General features: G+C 41.7%; 22 protein-coding genes. 13 read left to right on the top strand and 9 right to left on the bottom strand.

Features of this window, described 5'->3' with window-relative positions:
- Positions 1 to 19: 19 nt before the first annotated feature.
- From AC1DRQ_RS09015 to AC1DRQ_RS09005, 3 genes are all read right to left on the bottom strand, one after another.
- Positions 20 to 2,284, bottom strand: coding sequence for a Tex family protein (locus AC1DRQ_RS09015; protein WP_477423769.1), 2,265 nt, complete (start codon positions 2,282 to 2,284; stop codon positions 20 to 22).
- Between the two features lie 207 nt (positions 2,285 to 2,491).
- A complete protein-coding gene (locus AC1DRQ_RS09010; protein WP_477423767.1) occupies positions 2,492 to 3,265 on the bottom strand; it encodes a GDSL-type esterase/lipase family protein in 774 nt (257 codons plus the stop codon).
- Positions 3,266 to 3,416: 151 nt separating this feature from the next.
- Positions 3,417 to 5,537: a prolyl oligopeptidase family serine peptidase gene (locus AC1DRQ_RS09005; RefSeq protein ID WP_477423765.1), complete on the bottom strand. Its 2,121-nt coding sequence runs from the start codon at positions 5,535 to 5,537 to the stop codon at positions 3,417 to 3,419.
- Between the two features lie 346 nt (positions 5,538 to 5,883).
- On the opposite strand from AC1DRQ_RS09005, the gene AC1DRQ_RS09000 reads away from it, so the two are divergent.
- Complete coding sequence (locus AC1DRQ_RS09000; RefSeq protein WP_477423764.1) at positions 5,884 to 6,636, top strand: hypothetical protein; 753 nt, start codon at positions 5,884 to 5,886, stop codon at positions 6,634 to 6,636.
- A gap of 73 nt (positions 6,637 to 6,709) precedes the next feature.
- Here AC1DRQ_RS09000 and AC1DRQ_RS08995 read toward each other — a convergent pair whose 3' ends face one another.
- Both AC1DRQ_RS08995 and AC1DRQ_RS08990 read right to left on the bottom strand, forming a co-directional pair.
- A complete protein-coding gene (locus tag AC1DRQ_RS08995) occupies positions 6,710 to 7,054 on the bottom strand; it encodes a hypothetical protein (RefSeq protein WP_477423763.1) in 345 nt (114 codons plus the stop codon).
- A gap of 113 nt (positions 7,055 to 7,167) precedes the next feature.
- Positions 7,168 to 7,422 (bottom strand): hypothetical protein, encoded by a 255-nt coding sequence (locus tag AC1DRQ_RS08990; RefSeq protein WP_477423761.1) that lies wholly within the window; start codon positions 7,420 to 7,422, stop codon positions 7,168 to 7,170.
- Between the two features lie 115 nt (positions 7,423 to 7,537).
- Here AC1DRQ_RS08990 and AC1DRQ_RS08985 point away from each other — a divergent pair, with 115 nt between their 5' ends.
- The 11 genes from AC1DRQ_RS08985 to AC1DRQ_RS08935 all read left to right on the top strand — a co-directional run bounded on the left by AC1DRQ_RS08985 (position 7,538) and on the right by AC1DRQ_RS08935 (position 17,146).
- A complete protein-coding gene (locus AC1DRQ_RS08985; protein ID WP_477423759.1) occupies positions 7,538 to 8,293 on the top strand; it encodes a UDP-2,3-diacylglucosamine diphosphatase in 756 nt (251 codons plus the stop codon).
- Positions 8,294 to 8,500: 207 nt separating this feature from the next.
- The gene (prfA, locus tag AC1DRQ_RS08980; protein WP_429399634.1) at positions 8,501 to 9,574 is read left to right on the top strand and encodes a peptide chain release factor 1; all 1,074 of its coding nucleotides are present in this window, start codon (positions 8,501 to 8,503) and stop codon (positions 9,572 to 9,574) included.
- A gap of 320 nt (positions 9,575 to 9,894) precedes the next feature.
- Positions 9,895 to 10,842 (top strand): FAD:protein FMN transferase, encoded by a 948-nt coding sequence (locus AC1DRQ_RS08975; protein ID WP_429399633.1) that lies wholly within the window; start codon positions 9,895 to 9,897, stop codon positions 10,840 to 10,842.
- A 188-nt stretch (positions 10,843 to 11,030) separates the two neighbouring features.
- Positions 11,031 to 11,375 (top strand): hypothetical protein, encoded by a 345-nt coding sequence (locus AC1DRQ_RS08970; protein WP_477423756.1) that lies wholly within the window; start codon positions 11,031 to 11,033, stop codon positions 11,373 to 11,375.
- Between the two features lie 18 nt (positions 11,376 to 11,393).
- Positions 11,394 to 12,269 (top strand): hypothetical protein, encoded by an 876-nt coding sequence (locus AC1DRQ_RS08965; RefSeq protein ID WP_429399631.1) that lies wholly within the window; start codon positions 11,394 to 11,396, stop codon positions 12,267 to 12,269.
- Between the two features lie 8 nt (positions 12,270 to 12,277).
- Positions 12,278 to 12,961, top strand: coding sequence for a response regulator transcription factor (locus tag AC1DRQ_RS08960; RefSeq protein ID WP_429399630.1), 684 nt, complete (start codon positions 12,278 to 12,280; stop codon positions 12,959 to 12,961).
- Between the two features lie 3 nt (positions 12,962 to 12,964).
- Complete coding sequence (locus AC1DRQ_RS08955; protein WP_477423753.1) at positions 12,965 to 14,299, top strand: sensor histidine kinase; 1,335 nt, start codon at positions 12,965 to 12,967, stop codon at positions 14,297 to 14,299.
- 226 nt (positions 14,300 to 14,525) lie between these two features.
- Complete coding sequence (locus tag AC1DRQ_RS08950; RefSeq protein WP_477423752.1) at positions 14,526 to 15,206, top strand: YiaD family glycine zipper/OmpA-like lipoprotein; 681 nt, start codon at positions 14,526 to 14,528, stop codon at positions 15,204 to 15,206.
- A 152-nt stretch (positions 15,207 to 15,358) separates the two neighbouring features.
- A complete protein-coding gene (locus AC1DRQ_RS08945) occupies positions 15,359 to 15,748 on the top strand; it encodes an HYC_CC_PP family protein (RefSeq protein WP_477423751.1) in 390 nt (129 codons plus the stop codon).
- Positions 15,749 to 15,822: 74 nt separating this feature from the next.
- On the top strand, positions 15,823 to 16,323 hold the full coding sequence (locus AC1DRQ_RS08940) for a heavy-metal-associated domain-containing protein (RefSeq protein ID WP_477423750.1): 501 nt from the start codon (positions 15,823 to 15,825) through the stop codon (positions 16,321 to 16,323).
- Positions 16,324 to 16,345: 22 nt separating this feature from the next.
- Positions 16,346 to 17,146 (top strand): hypothetical protein, encoded by an 801-nt coding sequence (locus AC1DRQ_RS08935; RefSeq protein WP_477423749.1) that lies wholly within the window; start codon positions 16,346 to 16,348, stop codon positions 17,144 to 17,146.
- A 79-nt stretch (positions 17,147 to 17,225) separates the two neighbouring features.
- Here AC1DRQ_RS08935 and AC1DRQ_RS08930 read toward each other — a convergent pair whose 3' ends face one another.
- Positions 17,226 to 18,140, bottom strand: a complete 915-nt coding sequence (locus AC1DRQ_RS08930) for a hypothetical protein (RefSeq protein WP_477423747.1) — start codon at positions 18,138 to 18,140, stop codon at positions 17,226 to 17,228.
- Between the two features lie 342 nt (positions 18,141 to 18,482).
- On the opposite strand from AC1DRQ_RS08930, the gene AC1DRQ_RS08925 reads away from it, so the two are divergent.
- Positions 18,483 to 20,048 (top strand): glycoside hydrolase family 10-like protein, encoded by a 1,566-nt coding sequence (locus tag AC1DRQ_RS08925; protein ID WP_477423746.1) that lies wholly within the window; start codon positions 18,483 to 18,485, stop codon positions 20,046 to 20,048.
- Here AC1DRQ_RS08925 and AC1DRQ_RS08920 read toward each other — a convergent pair whose 3' ends face one another.
- The 3 genes from AC1DRQ_RS08920 to AC1DRQ_RS08910 all read right to left on the bottom strand — a co-directional run bounded on the left by AC1DRQ_RS08920 (position 20,049) and on the right by AC1DRQ_RS08910 (position 22,414).
- Entirely contained in the window at positions 20,049 to 20,798 is a 750-nt protein-coding gene (locus AC1DRQ_RS08920; RefSeq protein WP_477423744.1) for an SDR family NAD(P)-dependent oxidoreductase, read from the bottom strand.
- Between the two features lie 4 nt (positions 20,799 to 20,802).
- A complete protein-coding gene (locus AC1DRQ_RS08915) occupies positions 20,803 to 21,591 on the bottom strand; it encodes a DUF1835 domain-containing protein (RefSeq protein ID WP_477423743.1) in 789 nt (262 codons plus the stop codon).
- A gap of 85 nt (positions 21,592 to 21,676) precedes the next feature.
- Positions 21,677 to 22,414 (bottom strand): carboxypeptidase-like regulatory domain-containing protein, encoded by a 738-nt coding sequence (locus AC1DRQ_RS08910; protein WP_477423742.1) that lies wholly within the window; start codon positions 22,412 to 22,414, stop codon positions 21,677 to 21,679.
- Positions 22,415 to 22,738 lie beyond the last annotated feature (324 nt).

The following is a 22,738-nucleotide window of genomic DNA, read 5'->3' as shown; positions in this document are numbered from 1 at the left end:
GGGAATGACAGCCCGACCCCTACTTAAACTTATTCTTTAAGGCCGCCAGTTTTATAGCAATATCTGTTTCGGGCTGCTGTTCGGGCTTTTTGTTATAAACAGGTTTGTTACCCACAGGTCTTCTTTCCTCATTTCTTCTTTCTTGCGGAGCGCTTTTATCATTCTCTTTCATTGATAAAGCTATGCGTTTGCGGTTCACGTCAACTTCAGTAACGGTAACTTCCACTTTTTGGTGCACTTTCAGCACCTCGTTAGGATCCTTAATGTACCTGTTGGTGATCTGACTCAGGTGTACCAACCCATCCTGGTGAACGCCAATATCAACAAAGGCGCCAAAATTGGTGATGTTGGTAACAATGCCGGGCAGTTTCATACCCACCTTTAAATCGCCAATGGCATTTACACCATCGGTAAAACTAAACGCTTCAAATTGCTCACGCGGGTCACGACCCGGTTTGGCCAGTTCGGCCATGATATCATTCAGGGTAGGCAGGCCCACCGTTTCTGAAGTATATTTTTGCAGGGGAATGCTTTTGCGCAGCGGCGCGTTACCCATCAGGTCCTTAACCGAACAATTCATATCTTTTGCTATTTGCTCCAGCAGGCTGTAACGCTCAGGGTGTACCGCGCTTGAGTCCAGCGGATTTTCGGCCTGGTGTATGCGCAGAAACCCTGCTGCCTGTTCAAAAGCCTTATCACCTAAACGAGGCACTTTTTTAAGCTGATCGCGGCGTTTAAAGGCGCCATTCTGATCGCGGTACTCGACAATATTTTGCGCCAGTTGCGGCCCCAGACCTGATACATAGGCCAGTATTTGTTTCGATGCAGTGTTCAGCTCCACACCAACCGCATTTACGCAGCTCATTACGGTATCATCCAGCGAGGTTTGCAGTTTGTTCTGATCCACATCGTGCTGGTATTGCCCTACGCCTATTGATTTGGGGTCGATCTTCACCAACTCGGCCAATGGGTCCATCAACCTGCGGCCGATAGATACCGCGCCCCTCACAGTAATGTCCTTATCCGGAAACTCCTCTCTCGCCACATCAGATGCCGAATAGATAGAAGCACCGCTTTCGTTCACCATTACTATAACTGCGCCCGGTAAATTCAGGTTACGCACAAACAGCTCCGTTTCGCGGCCGGCAGTGCCGTTACCTATGGCAATAGCTTCAATATGATATTTTTCAAACAGGTGCTGAACCGTTTTTTCGGCTTCGCGTGCCTGTCCCGCGCCCGTATGCGGATAGATAGCGGTGTTCTCCAGTAACTTGCCCTGCTCATCCAAACAAACCAGCTTACAGCCTGTACGGAATCCAGGGTCAATTGCCATTACCCTTTTTTGGCCCAATGGTGCACCCAATAAAAGCTGACGCGCATTCTCCGCGAAAACACGAATGGCTTCTTCATCAGCTTTCTTTTTGGTGAACAGGCGCACCTCGGTTTCCATTGATGGTTTCAGCAATCGTTTATAGCCATCGGCAATAGCCTGTTTTACCTGGTCGGCCGATGTATTATTTGCTTTTATAAAAGTGTCTTCCAATATGGCTACGGCTTCTTCCTCTTCCGGTTTTATATCCAGCCATAAAATTTCTTCTTTTTCGCCGCGGCGCATGGCCAGGATGCGGTGCGATGGGGCCGACTTTACAGCCTCTGTCCAGTCAAAGTAATCTTTGTATTTTATCCCTTCCTGCTCCTTACCAACAATAACTTTTGATTGGAAAGTCCCCTTTTCAATAAACAGTTCACGAATACGGGTACGCACCTCTGCATTTTCGCTGATGGTTTCGGCAATGATATCCCTTGCCCCGGCCAGCGCTTCCTCTATGCTATTCACGCCTTTTTCGGCATCTATATAAACAGCGGCTTCGGTTTGCAGATCGGCTTTGCGTTGTTCCAATAGCAGATCAGCCAGTGGCTGCAGACCCTTTTCGCGAGCTGTAGTGGCGCGGGTTTTGCGTTTGGGGCGATATGGCAGGTAAATATCTTCCAGTGCCACCATGGTCTCGGCTTCATTGATCAGCTTTTCCAGCTCGGGTGTTAGTTTGCCCATCTCGGTAAGCGATTTCAGTATGGCCTCGCGGCGTTTATCCAGATCGCGCAGCTGCTGCACACGGTCGCGGATCTCGGTCACCTGCACTTCATCAAGCGTACCGGTAACCTCTTTACGGTAACGGGAAATAAACGGAACGGTAGCACCCTCGTCAAGTAAGTCTACTGTAGCGCTAACTTGTTTTTCGGAGATAGAAAGCTCCTGGGCTATTTTTTTATAATGAGATATCATAGTAAATATTGGACTGCGAAGTTGGTACTCTTTGAGTAAAAAACAAAAAATGGTTTGTAAAAAGAATAGTATTTAAACGTGTTTGAGTATAAAATTCAGTTATGCCGAATTTATTTCGGCATCTCATATACTCAACTGTTGAGTATGTTGACTAACCCGACTTGTGGGATCCTGAAACAAGTTCAGGATGACATTTTTCTATTATCATTAAAAATTACCCTTTATCACCCGCTCAATCGCCCTGCCCCAAAACTCACCCAGCGTAGCCGCGCCCTTTTTATTAGGATGCAGATAAAAGGTTCCTTGTTTGCCTTTTTCAGGAATCAGCTCTGATGGATGATGTTTTCTGAAATAGCTGAATGCTTTTTTATCGCCCACAAAAACCTGTTTGGGATTGGTAACAGCATAAGCGATAACCAGGCTATCGAGCTTAGGTACGTAGCTTTCCAGCCGGGATAAACCTTCCTGCAAATACATGGAACCATTGTAGGTATTGTTGCTATACCATATAGGGTGCTGAAATATGATGATCGCTTTAGGAAAGTCGGCCAGCAGCTTATCGGTAATGGTTTTTACATTTTTTATATAATCCTGCGGTGATACCGGCGCACCATGCGGACCATGTATGGCACTATCATTAGTGCCAAGCTTTATCGAAAAGATCAATAGCGCATCTTTATCAGCAAATGCATTGGCGGCCTCTTCAACTTTAGCAAAGGTACCGGTACCAGGTAAAAAATCAAGCGTGGTATAGCCGCTGTGGCCCTGGTTACTAAATTCAACCGTGCCTAAATTCCTTTGCAGGCGCAGCCAGGCAATGGCAGTAGCCGGCGGTGCCTCTGTAGCCGGATCTTTTAATTGTACACCCTGTGTTATGCTGTTACCAATAAAAACAACATTGATGTTTTGTTTTTTATTCTGGGCAAAAGAGTGTGAAATACTGAATAACAGTACCGTAATAAAGAAAAAATATTGTTTCATAATTTAATAATGGCTTATTCTTAAAAACTCCCCTCTTGAGAGGGGGTGCGTGGTTTTGTGTAGTGGCGGGGTGTGTTCTTCGCTGTTACTCCACCCCTCTCAAGAGGGGAATCGCACATGCCATGCTTCTTTATTTCATCCCCCCCAACTACTACCACTTCACTCCCATATTCCAAAACATGAATGCCCACTTATCAACCTGCCCGCTTATCACCTGCGCGGTTGACTGGCCAGCGCCGTGACCAGCCTTGGTTTCAATGCGGATAATTGTTGGAGCTGTACCTTTTTGGTATTCCTGCAGGCGTGCGCCAAACTTAAAGGAGTGTGCCGGTACTACACGGTCGTCATGATCGGCAGTGGTTACCATAGTGGCTGGGTACTGGTTGGGTTTTAATGCGTGATACGGCGAATAATTATACAGGTAATTAAACATTTCTTTCGAATCTTCGGCCGTGCCATAATCATAACTCCAGCCTGCACCAGCGGTAAATTTATTATAACGCAGCATATCCATAACACCAACCGCAGGGAAGGCTACTTTAAACAGATCTGGACGCTGGGTAAGGATGGCACCTATAAGCAGACCGCCGTTTGAGCCACCCGAAACCGCTAAGTAATCTTTTGACGTGTATTTATTTTTAATGAGGTACTCGGCAGCGGCAATAAAGTCGTCAAATACGTTTTGCTTTTTCATTTTAATACCCTTGCGGTGCCAGGTTTCGCCATACTCGCCGCCGCCCCGTAAATTAGGTACGGCGTAAATGCCACCATGTTCAAGCAATATTATGTTTGATGTGCTGAAGGCCGGCGTTAAACTGATACCAAAACCGCCGTATGCATACAGCAGCGTAGGGTTTTCGCCATTAAGTACTGTACCTTTTTTATAGGTGATGATCATGGGGATCTTTGTTTTATCCTTTGAGGTATAAAACACCTGCTTTGATTCATACTGCTCAGGATCAAACTTTACACCCGACTTTTTATATATGGTTGATTTTCCGCTCGCGATATCCAGTTTAAAAATAGTTGGCGGGTATACGTAGCTGGTAAAGGTATAATAGGTTTCTTTTTCTTCCTTCTTGGTACCAAAACCCGCCGCTGTACCAACAGAAGGCAGCATGATGGTGCGCTCCAGCTTTCCATTCATATCATATTGCTGTACAAATGAGGTGGCGTCTTTCAGGTATTCGGCAAAAATTTTACCGCCGCCTGTACTTGCGCTTAATACGTTTTTAGTTTCGGGGATCAGGTTTTTCCAGTGTGTTACTGTCGGGCTTGCGGCATCAACTGTAACAATTTTAAAGTTGGGCGAGTAAATATTGGTTAATATATACAGCTTGCTGCCCACATTATCAAGCACGGTATGCTGGTTATCAAAATTATCAATCACGTTAATAATACTGCTGCCGGGTTTGCTCAGGTCTTGTATATAAAGCTCATTACCTGTGGTTGATGTAGCGGCCGTGATCACTAAAAAGCGTTCATCTTCGGTAAGGTAAGCGCCTATATAACGGCGGGGTGTTTTATCGCCTCCAAAAATGAGCTTATCGGTACTTTGAGGTGTACCCAGTTTATGGTAAAATAATTTGTGATACTGTGTCATACCAGATAACTGACTGCCAGCCTTAGGCTTATCATAGCTGCTGTAATAAAAGCCATCTGTGCCTTTCCAGGCAAGCCCGCTAAATTTTATATCGGTAAGGGTATCGCCAACTACGGTTTTATCATCCGTTTTTATCACGATCACCTTGCGCCAGTCTGAGCCTCCTTCTGAGATCTGATAGGCAGCCAGATCGCCATCTTTGGTAAAGTCAATACCCTGTAATGATGTGGTGCCATCGGCCGAGAATTTATTTGGATCTAAAAACATTTCGGGCGTACCGGTATCACCTACCTGCCGGTATAAAACCGACTGGCTTTGCAAACCATCGTTCTTATAAAAATAAGTGTATTTGCCTTCTTTAAAAGGGGCGCTGTACTTTTCATAGTTCCACAACGTTTCCAGCTGCTTGTGCATTTCCTCACGATATGGAATTTGCCCGAGGTAGTTCTGGGTAACCTTATTTTCTGCTTTTACCCACTCTTTAGTGTCGGCAGCCTGGTCATTTTCCAGCCAGCGATATGGGTCTGGCACCTGGGTTCCAAAATAAGTATCAACGGTATCAATTTTTTTAGTTTGGGGATAGGGAAGTGTTTTTATAGTCATTTGTTGTGCATGGATATAGCTGCAAAATAAAACAGCCAATGCTAATAAACAGGTAGTTCGTTTCATGTTGATTTAAATTGCAAAGAACTAAAGATAGGAATTTGAGTATGAAGGCGGCAAGTGATTTAGTACATTAAAGGTTAAAAGTTGTTAATTTTACCCGTTGCTGCTGTTTAATTGAGCGGGGCAAGCTATATTAGCCCCCGATTATGAAAAACAAGCATTAGCTGAACCCGGCCGTTAAATAACGCGGGTATTTTAGCGATGGGTGCCAGTGTAATTACTTATTTACAATGGAATTTTTATTATCTGTGCCCATATTGATAATAATGCTTTTTTTTACACGTTTGCTAAACCAAATAAACAGGGTAATTGGCAAAACTTATATAGTTTATTAGTACAATTTTACAACATGAAACAAACCTTTACATTACTTACGGCCGCCCTATTTATGCTGATGGCGTTTAACTCGCGGGCCCAGGATACTAAAAGTGACGATGATGAGCAGGCAAAACTTAAAAGCTACATCAGTATATTTGGTGGTCAGTCAAATCCATTTGGCGACTTTAAAAAGACTGATTACAGCAATGTAAAATCGGGTTTCGCTAAAAAGGGTTTTGTATTTGGTATTGACGGTGCTGTTTATTTTTACAAGCATTTTGCTATAGGTTACACTGTATCAAAACAGGACCAGGGTAATTTAACCTTTGATGACGATCAAAAAATTTCACAAGGGTATACTGATGATTTTAAAGCTGACGGCTCAACGGTTACAGCCGATAAACGTTACAGAAGCTACAACATTTTACTGGGCCCTCAATACACATTTGTATACCACCGCTTTAGTTTTGACCTTAGGGCATCAGCCGGCGTTATAAAAAATACCGCTACGCCCAGTATAGCAGTGGCTATTGACGGGGTTGCAGCGCAAACCGGAACGTTTACACAACAAAGTTCAAAAGGAACAGCATTTGCTTATGGCGGCAGTGCGGCACTTAAGTTTAATATGGGCGCCGGCTGGGGCTTATTGCTTAAAGGAAATTACATTGAATCAAAAGGACCAAGCATTACCACTACCGGCCGTACCAGCAGCATTGGCCGTATAGTTACCAAACAACCTATGACCGAGGGTCAGCTTGTGCTTGGTTTACTTCATGAGTTTTAATCAATAAATACTGCAGGTTTTGCCTGCTATTAATACAAAAAAGGCTCCGGTTAAACCAGGGGCCTTTTTTGTATTAGTGCACTTCAAATTGTTCCGGTTGGCTGGCAACCACTTCGGGTTGATCCCTAAACATTTCAAAAACCCCGGTTACACAGATCTGCTTACCCTTAATATGCGGCAGATCAAGCGCTGTTTTGTTGCCTTTTACTGCTATGGTATATTTTTGCCGCGGATAAGCCGCGCCCATATTGAGCAGGGTAAGTGTATCGCTCACAATTTTTAGCGAATAAACGGTATCGCAAAGTGTGCCTGTTTTACCAAGGTTATTTTTAAAATCAGCCGCGTTAAACGTGTGCTGCGCCATTGCCGCGCCTGCAAAGGCTAATGACAAAAGAGTTAGAAATAGTGCTTTTTTCATTGTTATATTATGGTAAGCTTATGTGTTTTCCTGCTAAAAGCATAACAAGTTACCGCCGTGTATTAACACCCGGTAATTTCATTAAGCTTTTTAGATACGGATTCAAGCTTTTATCACTGCTTAATATTGTGCTTATCGCTGTCGTTTTTATCGTTCAGCTTATCGGGGGCGGGGGCAAAACCATCCTCAAAATTTAAAGTATATGCAGATTCTGATGCTCGGCTTGCAGCATTGAGCCCAGCCACATCGGGTTCACTATTATCAAGTACTTGATTGCCGGTATCCTTACCTTCGCCTTGTTCAAACTCATTGCCGGGATCTTTATCCTCCTGGGCATCGTCAAGATTTGGATTTTCTGGAATAGCCATAATTTTAGTTTTTAATGTATTTTTTATAACCCTAAAGATACGGTGTTGTTTGACGGTAAGTATGTAACAATCTTTATCTTTTACCTTTGGCGGTTAAAATGTATTTTTGCCCGGTATGTCAACCCGTAACAAACTTTACTTCGCATCTGATTTTCATTTAGGTACTGGTGGCTATGCTGATAGCCGTAAACGCGAAGACAGGATTGTGAGCTGGCTCGACAGTATAAAGACTGACGCCGCCGAACTGTTTTTAATGGGCGATGTTTTTGATTTTTGGTTTGAATATAAAACGGTAGTACCCAAAGGCTATATCCGTTTTTTGGGTAAACTGGCCGAACTTACCGATGCCGGCGTAAAACTTTATCTTTTTAAAGGCAATCATGACATGTGGATGTTTGACTATTTTAAAAAGGAGCTGGGCGCAACCATCATTAGCGATGAATTAAAGATAGAGCGTAACGGCAAAAAGTTTTTCCTGCACCATGGCGATGGTCTTGGCCCCGGCGATGGTTTTTATAAAGTTTTAAAAAACTTTTTCCGCAGCAAATTTTGTCAGTGGCTTTTTGCAAGGCTGCACCCCAATTTAGGCGTGGGTATTGCCAATTACTGGTCAACGAATAGCCGTATCAGTAACCTGAAAAAAGAAGATCCCAAACCCGGCGAGCAGGAATGGCTGGTAACTTTTTGCCGCGAAGAGTTGAAAACAAATTTTTACGATTACCTTATTTTTGGCCACCGCCATTTACCACTTGATATACAGCTAAATCCCAAAAGCCGCTACATAAACCTGGGCGAGTGGGTAAATTTCAGCAGTTATGCCGAATTTGATGGCACCACACTTGCATTAAAGAGTTTTGAGTTTAAGTATTGAGTTACAAGTAAAGAACTTATATCTTTTAACTTTAACACTCAAAACCCTGCAACTCAGAACTTACAATACACTGAATTATATATGCCCGAAAATGCGTATTTTTGTGCGCTTTTTGCAGTATGCCAGTAAACCGACCGAAACGTAAAGACTTTCATAGCCGGACAATCATTAACCATAGCTTGCTGCGATAGATATTGAAGATAGTATATGTTAGAGAAATTAGAACTGATATTTCAACGCTGGAAAAACGTAGAAGCAGAATTGAGCAATCCCGAAGTAATGCAGGACATGAAACGCTATGCTCAGTTAAACAAAGAATATAAAGACCTTGCCAAGATTGTTGATGAGTATAACATTTACCGCAACATCATGAGCAATATTGATAGCAACAAAGAAATTCTGGCTACCGAAAAGGATGATGAGTTTCGTGAAATGGCCAAAAGCGAACTGGACGAGCTGATTACCCAGCGCGACGAGAAGGAAGAGCAAATACGCCTGATGCTGATCCCTAAAGATCCGGAAGACTCTAAAAACGCCCTTGTGGAAATTCGCGGTGGTACCGGCGGTGATGAGGCTGCCTTATTTGCCGGCGACCTTTACCGCATGTATATGCGCTATTGCGAAAAACGCGGCTGGAAAACTGAACTGGTTGACTATACCGAAGGCACAAGTGGCGGTTATAAGGAAATTGTATTTAACGTAAATGCCGAGGATGCTTACGGTACATTAAAATATGAATCGGGTGTGCACCGTGTACAACGGGTACCTGATACCGAAACACAGGGCAGGGTACACACGTCTGCAGCTTCGGTTGTGGTATTGCCCGAGGTTGATGAGTTTGATATCGACCTGCAGGTAAGCGATATCCGCAAGGATCTTTTTTGTGCATCAGGACCAGGCGGACAATCGGTAAACACTACTTACTCTGCCGTTAGGTTAACCCACATCCCTACCGGTATTGTGGCACAATGTCAGGATCAAAAATCACAGTTAAAAAACTATGATAAGGCTTTGCAGGTATTACGCTCAAGGGTGTATGAAATGGAGCTGCAAAAACACCTGGAAGAAACCTCTAAAAAACGCAAAACCATGGTTTCAACCGGCGATCGCTCGGCCAAGGTACGTACCTACAATTATCCGCAGGGCCGCTTAACCGAACACCGTATTGGGCTTACCATATACAACTTACCCGGTGTATTGAATGGCGATCTGCAGGAAATACTGGAATCATTGCAATTTGCCGAAAATGCTGAAAAGCTTAAAGAAGGCACTGTAGTTTAAGGCAACAAAAGATACAGGGCTATAAAGATTAAGATAACAAGAATCAAGATAGTTTTAATGGGATGCCGATCAGCAAATCGGCATCCTGATATAAAGTTGAAATAAATACCCTCCTCTCTAATCAATTGTAAGTCAATTGTTAAATAATGTAAAAAACGCCGTTTTGCGGCAATTGTAATCTATTTTTCATCTTATTTTCATATAAGTCGGCTATTTTAGTTTTTATAGCGTAGTGATGTAGCACTTTTGCCTGCACTTTCGTATTGGCTTTAGCGCATTGCATCACTGTTATTTTTTTGAACAATAACTAAATTTTATTTATGCTGGCTGTAAAAACTTTAACCAATAATTTAACCACTTACAGGCGCACTGTGCGCTTAATGGGTGATAAATTTGAAATTAGTGTAGTTGGGAACGATCCCTTACTGGCCGATGAACAAATTGACATTGCCATCAATGAAATTAACCGGGTTGAAAAACTACTGTCGACCTTTAGCGAAGACAGTAATATTAACCGGATCAACCGCAACGCAGGTATAGAACCGGTAAAAGCCAATGCTGAAATTTTCAGGCTTATTGACAGAGCACTGCAAATATCAGAGCTTACCCACGGGGCTTTTGATGTTACTTATTTTGCGGGAACCGGCTACACTGGTGATGATGCCGCTCTTGCCGAAAATGCAGATGTTAAAATCGCGCCTTCACCGGTAATGCTTACCAATTACAAAAATGTAGTGATCGATGCCGCTAAACAAACCGTTTTTTTAAAGGAAAAAGGGATGCGCATTGGTTTTGGCGCCAATAGTAAGGGTTACGCTGCCGACAGGGCAAAATATGTTTTGCAAATGAATGGTGTAAGCAGTGGTGTGATTAATGCGGGGGGTGATTTGCTTACCTGGGGTAACCAGCCTAACCTGAAACCCTGGACAGTTGCTGCTGCCGACCCTGAGCAAAGGAAACAACCATTTGCGCATCTCAATATAAGCAATTTGGCTTTTGCAACTTCGGTTAACGCCGAAACATATGCCAGCTTCAGCAACAAAAAATTTGTGAGCGTGATGACGGCAAAAAAAGGCTTTCCGGTGAGTGAAATTACAAGCGTAAGCATCATTAGCCCAACTGCCGAATTATCTGATGCCATGGCGTCGCCTATAATTAATATAGGTGTTAATGCCGGCTTGTATTTAATACACCAGCTAAACCAAATTGCCTGTATCATCATTGACGATCAGAACCGCATATATACGTCAAAGGATGTTAGTATCTGATATAAGCTTTATATATACACGTTATAAATACTCCAACAAACCTGCATCTTCAACGTTCATTTACTTTAGTATTTTGAGCACAAAACACTAAAGTAAATGAATTTGATATTAACAGTACCCCTCCCCTTAGGTTTAACTGTTTAAATTGACCGATATTTGAAAATAATTTTAAGTTTTTCTTACTCTCAATGATAAAGTGGTTTGCGTATATTGTCCTGATATTAATATTTGCACCAGTTTTATTGTTTGCCGGCGTTAAAAACAGTCGATTTTATCCTGTTTACAACAAAAATAAAATTGAACTGCAGGATAATAAAATATCAAAAGATACTTTATTATCAAAAAACACCAAACAACGCGAGCAGGACGAAAAAAATAAAATTAAAGGAGTAGCGAAGGCAAAAAAGCAGGCAAAGCCCGAAAAGGTTGATGATTCAGGGGTGCCGGTGGTACCCAAACCAAAACCTAAAAGACAACGCAGGCCCGAAGGATTGGAACGCCCGCCTGAAATACCCAGAAGAAATAGCAATTAAACAATTTACCAATTATTGATGAAGTACCTTTGCTTACTTTTTTTTGTTGCCAGTAGTAATGCCTTATATGCTGCAGGTATTGATTGGAAACTTTTTACCGGCCGTGGCCATCAATTAGTTTCTGATACCGATACCATCATCAGGAAACGGTCTGTTTCTGTTGGTGTAAGTTATGGTAGCGATGCACTGTTTTTCGGCCGTACAGGGCCAATTAAATATCCGTTTTTAACCGGCGATGCTATATACAATAGTAAATCGGGTGTGTTTGTTTATGCTTCTGTATTAAAGGTTTTGGGTTATGCCCCGGTTGATGAAGTTGATATAGGCGGAGGGTATTTTTATAAATTTTCAAAAGCATTTTCAGGAGCGGCCAGCTATACCCGGTTTATTTTTAACAAAAATGCTAATGTTATTAAATCGGCATCGTCAAATGATATCAACTTAAAAAACTCGTATGACTGGAAATACCTTAAATCAACGGTTATCCTTGATTATCTCTATGGCAAATCGAACGATTTTTTTATTACTGTAAGCCACTCTAAATACTTTGAAAGCAGCTGGAGTGTTTTTGACGACCAGGATTATTTGTCATTTAACCCATCATTTAACTTTATTATGGGTACACAGAACTTTGTACAGCGATACGAAATAGACCATAATTACCAGCATGTAATATCATCCACAATAGTGAAACACATTGACCCGGGTGCCGCACGCAGAAACAGGGAGTTCAATATGCTGAACTATAGCTTTAAAGTGCCGGTTGCCTACAACAGGCCGCATTATACGCTGGAGGCATCATGGCGTTACTCCATGCCTGTAAACGTTGAAGGAACACTGGAAAACCGTAGGGAATCATTTTTTAATTTTACTTTTTATTATCTTTTTTATTAAGCGGGCTTATGAATGTGTTGATCATCGAAGACGAAAAAGCCCTTGCACAGGAACTTGAAATATTTCTGACCAATTATAATTACATCTGCGAGGTATGTTTTGACGGGACATCCGCCTCAGAAAAAATTGCCACCAATTTATATGATTTTATTTTGATAGATCTTGGCCTGCCTGACTATGATGGGCTCGATCTGTTAAAGGAGGCTAAAAAAATGGATACAGAGGCAGCCTGCATCATACTAACCGCCCGTGCCGAAATTAACGACCGTATAAAAGGTCTTGACCTTGGTGCCGACGACTACTTGCCCAAACCATTTTCATTACTGGAGCTGCAAAGCCGTATGCAAGCCATCATTCGCCGTAAATTTGGGGTAAAAAATAACATTATTGAACTGGGCGGCTTTTTGATAGATCTTACCAACCGCACCATATCCTATTATAACAGTGTGGTAAATACCATCACCAAAAAGGAATTTGACCTGATAGCATATTTAATTTTACACAAGAACAGGACCCTGACACGTATGCAATTGAGCGAGCACATTTGGGGCAGTGTGGTAAATAATGATTACGACTCCAACTATATTGACGCGCATATAAAAAATATACGGAAAAAATTAAATGCCTTTGCTCCGCCCGACTGGCTGGAGACTGTACGGGGCCTGGGCTATAAAATTAAGATCAACGCTTAAGTATTGAGACTCAGAACCAAACTTACGCTTTTTAACGCCATATCAAAGCTGGTGATCGTGATACTGTTTGTATTGCTGGTACCCGTATTGATCAGAAATATCAGTAGCAATTACGTTGATAGTAAACTTATCAAACAAAAAAACAAACTGCTGCAAATAATTAAAAGTCGCGGTATTGAAACTTATATTGAAAACGGCGAAGGCTATGGCAGCTACCTGCCGCTTAAAGAGGAATACATTAGTTTGGATGAGGTTGACCCTATTTATTTTTCAGATACGATTAAACGCGGTAAGCGCTCGTTTAGTGAGGGCGATACACTCGAATACCGAATACTAAGTCATACTTTTAATGTTAAAAATAAAAATTACCTGCTCGAGATTGGTAAAAGTGTGGATACACTTGATGAAACCAGCACGCCACTGCAAAATATTGCTTTCCAGGTATTGCTGGGTATGATACTGCTCACTATTCTGGCCGATCAGTTTTACTCAAATTATGTACTTAAACCCCTGCGGCTAATTATAAAAACAAAACTTGTGGGGCAAAAGTTTCCAAACTTTCACTCCTACCGCAAGGTACGCACCACTACTACTGATTTTGAATACCTGGATATCAGTATACACAAAATGATGGAGACCATTGCCGATAAATTCCATAAAGAACGGGAGTTTATTTCTAATGCTTCGCACGAATTAATGACCCCTATATCTATCCTTCAGTCAAAAATTGAAAACATGTTCGAAGAGGAGGATATTAGTGATGAGCTAAAGGTACGACTGCTTGAAATGCAGAAAATATTGAACCGCCTAAAAAGCATTACCAAAACCCTGCTATTGATATCACAAATTGAAAACGAACAGTTTTTAAAGGAAGATAAAGTTTCTGTTACCGACCTGTTGCAGGATGTGTATGACGAAATTTCTATACGCCTGCAGGAAAAGGACATTAGTTATAATATATCAGTACCTGATAACTGGAATTTTGTAAACATTAATAAATTCCTGCTGTTCAATTTATTTTTTAACCTGATCAACAACGCTATTAAGTACAATCGCGAGGGAGGGCACATTAATATAACCGGAACTGCGGGGCATGACAATTTCATGATCAGCATAGCCGATAATGGTATAGGGATAGACGCTAATGCCATGCCTTTTATATTTAACCGCTTTAAAAAATTCAGGCAATCGTTACAACAGGATAGTTTTGGACTGGGCTTACCCATTGTTAAATCAATAGCCGCGTTTCACGATATCGAAATTGAAGTAGTATCAGAAAAAGATGCCGGCAGCACTTTTAAACTAATTTTACCGGCTACATTGGTTGTTATTGCCTAACACCGCTCCCGCGTTTGTAGCGACAATTTTACATTTCTTGTACTAAAAAGAAGCCAATTTGTAAAACATTGCCAAATCGACCGTTACGGTTTTGAAAATTACTTTCCTAAATATTAAAAAAATATAGCAATAGTGAGCATTTACTGCCTTTAAAACACAATAGGCATTTTTTTTTGTTTTTGGCATTTGCTTTGCAAACAGCCTTATAAAACATATCATAATTAATATGAAAACTCTTAAAATTAAGATAGCCACCTTAAGCCTGGCTTTAGCTACTGCAGTTATTTTAGGCTCCGGCTGTAACTCATTAACCAAAACACAAAAGGGCGCTGCTATTGGTGCTGGTGCTGGTGGTACTGTAGGTGCTTTTATTGGTAAGGCCGCAGGTAACACCGCTTTAGGCGCTATAATTGGCGGTGCTGTAGGTGGTACTGCCGGCGCATTCATTGGCCGCAATATGGATAGGCAAGCTGCCGAAATAAAACAAACAGTACCGGGCGCTACTGTAACCCGCGAGGGCGAAGGTATTTTGGTTAAGTTTGATTCAGGTATATTATTTGATACCGACAAGTCCGATCTTAAACCTGCTGCACAAACCAACCTGCAAAATCTGGCTAATTCATTGCAAAAAAATGCAAATACCAATATTTTAATTGTTGGTCATACTGATGATACCGGTTCTGATTCACACAATATGGATCTGTCTGTTAGAAGGGCCGAATCAGTAAAATCATATATTGTTGCCGATAATGTTAGCGCATCGCGTTTAACAACCAGCGGTAAAGGCGAAGCCGAACCAATTGCAGATAATACAACTACTACTGGTCGTGCACAAAATCGCAGGGTTGAAATAGTTATTGTTGCTAACGATCAAATGAAACAACAAGCTAAACAAGCTGCCCAATAATAACCATATAATAAAAAGATCAAGTTAATTTTACAAAAAAACCTGGCCGCGAGGGTCGGGTTTTTTTGTTGCTATATTTTTTCCTTTCGTGCGGTTATTAAAATACATAAAAACAATTTGTAATCAACAAGTTAATCAGTTATTTTTGTGATATGATGAAAAGATCAGGAGCTTTATTATTGACTATGCTGTACACCGTTACAGTACTGGGCTTTGCTCTTAATCTCCATTATTGTGGCACACAAATAGCCTCTGTTAATATTGATTCGCCGGCCGTTAGTTGCAAAAAAATGCAGGATTGCGGCAAAATGAAATGCTGTAAGGATAAACAATTACAGATCAAAGTAAAGGATGCCCACCAGGCCGAACCTATTTCGATCCTGTCAAAACTGTTTGGTTTTGATATCCAACGCTTGTCTTTTTCTGGCTTTTTCTCCCCGTTACAACAGTCATCCGTTAATTCATCATTTGAACGTGCACCACCTGACATACCCTGGCAAAACATTGCCACATTTATAAAAAACTGCATTTTTCGCATTTGATAAACATTAATTGCCCGTATAATACCCGGTAAAATTGCTGCCAGTTTATTTCCAACAATTAATTAAAAAATCAAATGAAAACGATCAAAACATTCATCATTCTGTTTGCCCTTACGGTTACGGCTGCAAAGGCCCAATTTACCAAAGCCGAATTACAGGTTAGTGGCCTAACCTGTGCCCTTTGCGCTAAATCAACAGAAAAAGCACTGCGTTCCCTTCCCTTTGTAAGCGACATTAAAACCGACCTGATGCATAATTTATACCTCATCACCTTTAAAGATGATGTACCTGTAAAATTTGAGCAGATCAGTAAAAAAGTACAGGGGTCCGGTTTTTCGGTAAATAGCCTTAAGGCCACCTTTAATTTTGATAACACTAAAATTGCCGACAATTATTTTAGCTACGCGGGCGATACCTACAGGCTACTGAACGCTGCTGATAAAACATTTACCGGCAGTGTTAGCTTCACTATAGTCGACAATGGCTTTGCTCCAAAATCGGTTTCAAAAAAATATCTTAGCCAGGTTACTGATACCACCCCGGCAAGCGGCCGTGTTTATCATTTAGCTATATAAGTCTTCATTAAAGATTATTATCATGAAGAAAATCTTATTGGCTATTTGCCTCATGGCTATGACGTGCCCTGTATTTTCGCAGGAGTTGTATGTAAATACCGAGCCTGCCAGTAATATGGCCACCGGCTCCCTGGGCCTCCGCATAGAGAACCAGGGATTTTTTAAACCCACTTATAAAAACCGCAGCACTTTTGAGGCCATGTATGGCGTTAACCGGCACTTAATGGTACATAGTTCTTTGTATGTTTCGGATTATTACTTCAACAACCAGCATTTTGAAGGGGGCAGCGTGTACGCCAAGTACCGTTTTTTATCCATAGATACGGTACAAAAGCATTTGCGTGGTGCATTTTTTGTAAAAGCATCAAGCATTAACAACCCGCTGCCTAACCAGGAAATAACACTCGAAGGCGATAACTCGGGTGTACAAAGCGGCGTAGTATTCACGCAGCTCTTACACAAATTAGCGCTATCCGCTTCGGCAAGTTACTTGCGTGCCTTTGATAACAGGGGCGGCTATACCCTGCCCCAATCGCAAGCCAAAAATGCTGCAGCCTATACATTATCGGCCGGGTACCTGCTGTTACCTAAAAATTATCGTGATTACCAGCAGGTAAATGTTAACCTGTATGTGGAGCTATTGGGCAAAACCAATCCAGGCAAAGGCCAAAGCTACCTTGACGCGGCGCCTGCTGTGCAGTTTATTTTTAACAGCGTTTGCCGGCTTGACCTGTCATATCGTACCCCGCTTTATAACGATATGGTACGCAACAGCAAAAACATGTACCTGCTTAGGCTGGAGTACAACTTTTTTAATCTGTAAAAAGACTGGGTAGGTTAAAACCAAAAGCCCTGTTCCGGATAACCGGAACAGGGCTTTTTTAAGTTTAGCTTTTTATACCTTATTTAAGTGTAAAACCTGTTTTACCCATAGTACCGCCATCAGCATAAAGCAATACAGTATAAGTACCTTTTTGGAAAGGAAGGGCTGGATTTAACCAATCAATAGTGTATTGGGTACCGTCGTCCTTAAAGTCAATTGACGTTTTATAGGTATACTGTAAATCCTGGCTATCAGCACTAAATGTTCCGCCATCGGCAGGAGTTATCAGGTTACCCGTTGGGTCAATAATACGTACATAAATATCATGCAGACTTTTTTCTGCTATGCTGTTGCTGGCAACTGTAAAATTGATCTTTATTTTTTTAGCAGGACCAGCACGGGTTACATCAACCTCTTTACCACTGCCTTTAATTTTGTAAGCCACCACATTTGCCGTAGCCAGCTTAAGTGCCTGCGCAACCTTTACCTTGGCCCCAAGATCCTCGTTTTGTTTGGCAAGCGTATCCACTTTTTTAGCAACTGTGGCCAGGTTGGTTTTCAATGTATCCCTTTCGGTGGTGAGCGATACATTTTGTTTTTTTAACTCTTCAATATCAGCTGTGTATTTAGTTACAAAATACCTCAACTGTTTTACATCTTCTTCGGCTTTCACCAACTCGGCCTTGGTCAGTTTTCCTTTAGCCAATTGAGATCTTAATACCTTTATTTTTGCTCTTAATGAATCGTTCTTGGCCTGCATTTCTGTCGACATCTTGGCTTTACCAGCGTTCACCTGCTCAATTTGTGATTCAAGGCTATCCAGTTCAGTTTGCAAGCGTGTTTGCTCATCATGCTGGTACACAATTTTGGTGTCTGATTTGTTTTTTTGCAAATACAAATACACATCAGTACCTAATAAAGCCAATACCACCACAATGAGGAAATAAATGACATTCGAGTTTTTCTTAGATGGTTGACCGGATTGATTTTCCATAGCAATTAAATGTTTAATGTTTTAATACAGTTAAAAAGCAAAGCTGTTTTAAAAAAATGCAGCTATTTAACTATTAGGTTTAATTTATAAGCGTATTCCATTAAATCGGTATTTTCAGCTACCTGCATTTTACCTTTATTGGCATTTATGCCAACGTTATTAAACGTTGAAACACTAAAAATATGATTTTAAAAGGAATTACGGGCAAATAATTATGTTAGGCAATAGTTAAATTTAAACACAATATGCCAAAATCACAATAAACCTGCAAATTTTATACCTCATAATAAAACTGCTACGTTATGAGTTTATATCTTTGCAGCTTTTAATTAATTCTTATTAATGCATATATTCCGCCATTTTATACTCTTGCTTATACCCCTGTTTACAATTGTAACGGTTAATGCACAGCCGGCTGAACCTACTACTACTGAACCTGTTCTGGTTAAAACCCAACCCAAACGCGAGTTTAGGGGCGTATGGATAGCTACCGTAGCAAATATTGACTGGCCAAGCAGCATGAAACTAACAACCGACAGGCAAAAACAGGAGTTGCTGGATATATTAAACTCGCATCAGGAAACCGGTATAAACGCCATAATGCTACAGGTAAGGCCTGCTGCAGATGCTTTTTATGCCAAAAGCCGCGAGCCCTGGTCAAAATATTTAACGGGTAAACAAGGTCAGGGACCAAATCCGGCTTATGACCCGCTGGAGTTTGCCATAAACGAGGCCCATAAACGCGGCATGGAACTGCATGCCTGGTTTAACCCTTACCGTGCAACCTTTGATGGCAATTTTGGAGCATTAAGCCCACAGCACATCACCAAAATAAAACCTGAATGGTTTTTTACTTACGGTGGTATCAAAACCTTTAACCCCGGCCTGCCCGAAGTACGCGACTATATTGTACAGGTAATACTGGATGTAGTTGACAATTATGACATAGATGGCATACACATGGACGATTATTTTTATCCATACCCCATTGCCGGACAAAAAATAAATGATGAAGAAACTTTTAAGCAATATGGCGATGGGTATGATAATATAAAAGACTGGCGCCGCCACAATGTTGACCTGCTGATACAAATGATGAGCGACAGTATACATGCGCACAATCCCGATATTAAGTTTGGCATTAGTCCCTTTGGGATATGGGCAAATAAAGCACAGAATGATGAAGGCTCTGAAACCAATGGTGGCTCATCATACTATGAAAACTACGCGGATACACGCAAATGGGTAAAGGAGGGCTGGATAGATTATATAAACCCGCAGCTTTATTGGCCAATAGGTAATCGATCAGCTGATTTTGAAAAACTGTTGGATTGGTGGAGCGATAATACCTACGGCAGGCATTTGTATATAGGGCAGGCGGCCTATCGTATTAATGAACGAAAAACGGTGGCTTTTAAAAACCCATCGCAATTGCCTGATCAAATCAACATGATGCGTGATAACCTAAGGGTGCAGGGCAGTGTTTACTTCAGTTCTAACTCGCTAACCAATAACCCGCTTGGTTTTACTGATTCGCTTCGTGATAATTATTATCGCTATCCGGCATTGCCGCCGGTTATGCTTTGGCTCGATTCTATTCCACCAAATGTACCCAGGGATTTGACTGCAAAATCTGTACTGAGCCATGTACAACTAAAATGGACCGTCCCCACGCTGGCCAAAGACGAGCAACCCGTTTATGGCTATGTGATTTACCGGTTTAATGATGGCGATAAAATAAACATCGACGATCCTAAAAACATATTGCGTATTCAGTATAACACCAATTTAACTTTTGACGATAGTGCCGTACAAAAGGGTAAAACCTATCTGTATGTAATAACCGCCCTCGACAGGTTAAAGAATGAAAGTGACCGGTCTCCAACCATTGCAGTAACGGTGCATTAATTAGCTATTCATCACCGAGCCGCAGTTGATATCAATAGTTTGACCGGTTATGGATCGCTGGCTTAACAGGTAAGCCACCAAACCTGCTATTTCTTCGGGCAGGCTCATGCGCTTTAGCGGTACGCTTTGCATAGCTATTTCATAAAACTCCTGTTTGCTGATACCAATGCCATCGGCTATTCCCTGCAAGCCCTCCTGCGACATTTCGGTATCAACCCAACCAGGGCAAATGGCGTTCACCAGTATATTTTCCGGAGCAAACTGTACGGCCCATGAGCGCATTAAACCCAGCAATCCGGCTTTTGAAGCGCAATATGCCGAATAGTTAGCAACACCCAGCCGTGCCAATACAGACGAAGTGATGAGGATATGTTTTTCGCTACCAGCCTTTCGAAGGGCGGGCAAAAAGGTATTTACAAAATTGTAGGTGCCAGTAAGGTTGGTATTGATAATATCCGTCCAGCGGTCGTCATCGCCCCAATAGTTTTCGCCGCCCATGCCTGAGTTGGCCACCAGACCATTTACAGGAACATCGCCCAGTTGTATAAATGTTTCGGCCAAACTTTCTTTACTGCGGATGTCGGCAATTAATAAACTATGCCCTCCTGCGGGCAGGCTTGCTAATGTTTGCTGTAGTTTTGCCTCATTGCGGCCCAGCAAAATACAGATGTTGCCATCATGGGCCAGTTTTTGTGCTATCGCTTTGCCAATACCACTCCTGGCACCGCTTATGATATATGTGTTAGCCATTTTTTTAAAGTTCGATGAGTTGTTTTTCTTTCAGGCGGTTAAGGTAAATATCAATTTCCGTATCGCCCATGCCGTATATTTTTTCCAAATCCCAAAAGGCGATAAATATGGCCGACCGGGTTTTAGCACCACTGTTATAAATATCCAGCAGCCTTTGTTCAATGTAACTTAAACCTGCCGCATTGGTTTCCAGCCTTTTTAAATGTGCCTGCAAAGCGGGTTTAAGTAAAGGCACCCCGCCCCAGAATGAATTTTCATTAAGCCATTTTTCCAGTTCGGCAGCGTCGCCATCTACATATAGTTGCCAGGCTTCGGTGGCCAGTTCAAATTCCCATTCGTTAAGCCGTTCGCGGGCATCATAAAGTTCTTCAAACTGCTCGCCGTTCAATTCGCCCAGGCCCCTGGCATTATCAAACTGAACACAATCGGCAAGGCAAATGAGGTAAATGGCCGGCGCCGACATATCCGTTTTCTGTGTAAGCATCTGTAACACCCCAAGCAAATTCACCTGGCAATGCAAATCAAACTCAAACCACAGGTTAATCTCGGTATAGGTACTATTTAGCTTTCCCAGTTCATCTATCACTTTATGCTGATAAACTTCTGGCGTCTCCTCAAATGTTTTGGTGATCCATTTAGAACGCGCACTCCAGAAACTCCCGGATAAAATATTTTCCTGCAGCGGGCCTTCAGAAAGCACTTCCCGCCACACCAGTACATCGCCGTCAAGACCGGTTTCATTAAAGCCCGATAATGCGGAATCGCCATTCAAAATATGCAATATGTTACTCATAGGATTATCGTAATTAATAGCAAAACAACGGCTTTAATTGTTGAATGAATATCAATTGTGAAAATAAATTTAAGAAAACATCTGATTATTTAGTTTGATACAGGGTATCGCTCCTGAACTTAATGATGCTGGCTTTAATATATACCCTGATATCATAATCGGTCATCCTTTTGATAACCTCAATTGCAGGGCGGTATTTATCCATAAAACTCAGCAAAGGCTCATCTTCAAGACCGGTAAGTTGCGTTACCAACGCCTCACTAAAACGGCTGTCGATATACCTGTTCTGCTCATCCCTGATCAGTACTTTTTTAAACTTATACTCCCTGCTGTGTTTATAAGTTAGCGCCTTGATCAATTGCGAAGGAACAATAGTTACCCCAAAAAGAGGCAACGGGCCGGGAGTATGAGATATTACTAAAATATCTTTAAGCTTAGGCGCCGATACATTAAAATCTTTGGCGAACATTTTACGGTTATTCAATGAATCTTTAACCCTGTCCCGTTTTCCGGTTACGTGGACAACGTTGAGCTCTATAATAGCTTCGTCCAAAGCTATCAGTATATTTTTATTTATTGATGGATTTATGGGCAGCACATAAAGCTTATAACCCTGCATTCTTACATGGATTGTATCTGCAGTACTATTAGTTTTAATTGCAAACTCACCCTGCAAACCGCTGATGGTGCTTGCTTTTGCCAATGTAATCCAGGCGCCACTGATACGCTGCCCGGTTTTGCCATCGGTAACTATGCCGCTTATGGTTTGCGAATTTGCATTTAAACCGGCACTAATGACAAGCAGGAGCAAAAGGTAACGCATAGATTTTATCTACATTGATATTCAGGCCATTACAAACATAAGTCCTTGTTTTGGTTTATAAAATTGCTTTAACGTTTTTTAACTAATGAAAATGGTGGAGAATATAAGTTGTTGGTGACAACACCACAAGTGTTCGGAAGATTGTAATTGCAGTATATATTCCCTCCCTTGGGAGGGGTGCCGTGGATTGTGAAATGGCAGGGAGGGGTTTATACGTGCGATTAAACCTGTAATGTTCAATAAACCCCTACCTCCACCTTCCCCAAGGAAGGAATCGCACTAGGCCCAAGCTTTCTTTTTATTTCTTCCCAACACCTATAGTGA

The sequence above is a fragment of the Mucilaginibacter sp. P4_E8 genome (assembly GCF_056401495.1).
This window is presented reverse-complemented; position numbering and strand designations above follow the sequence as displayed.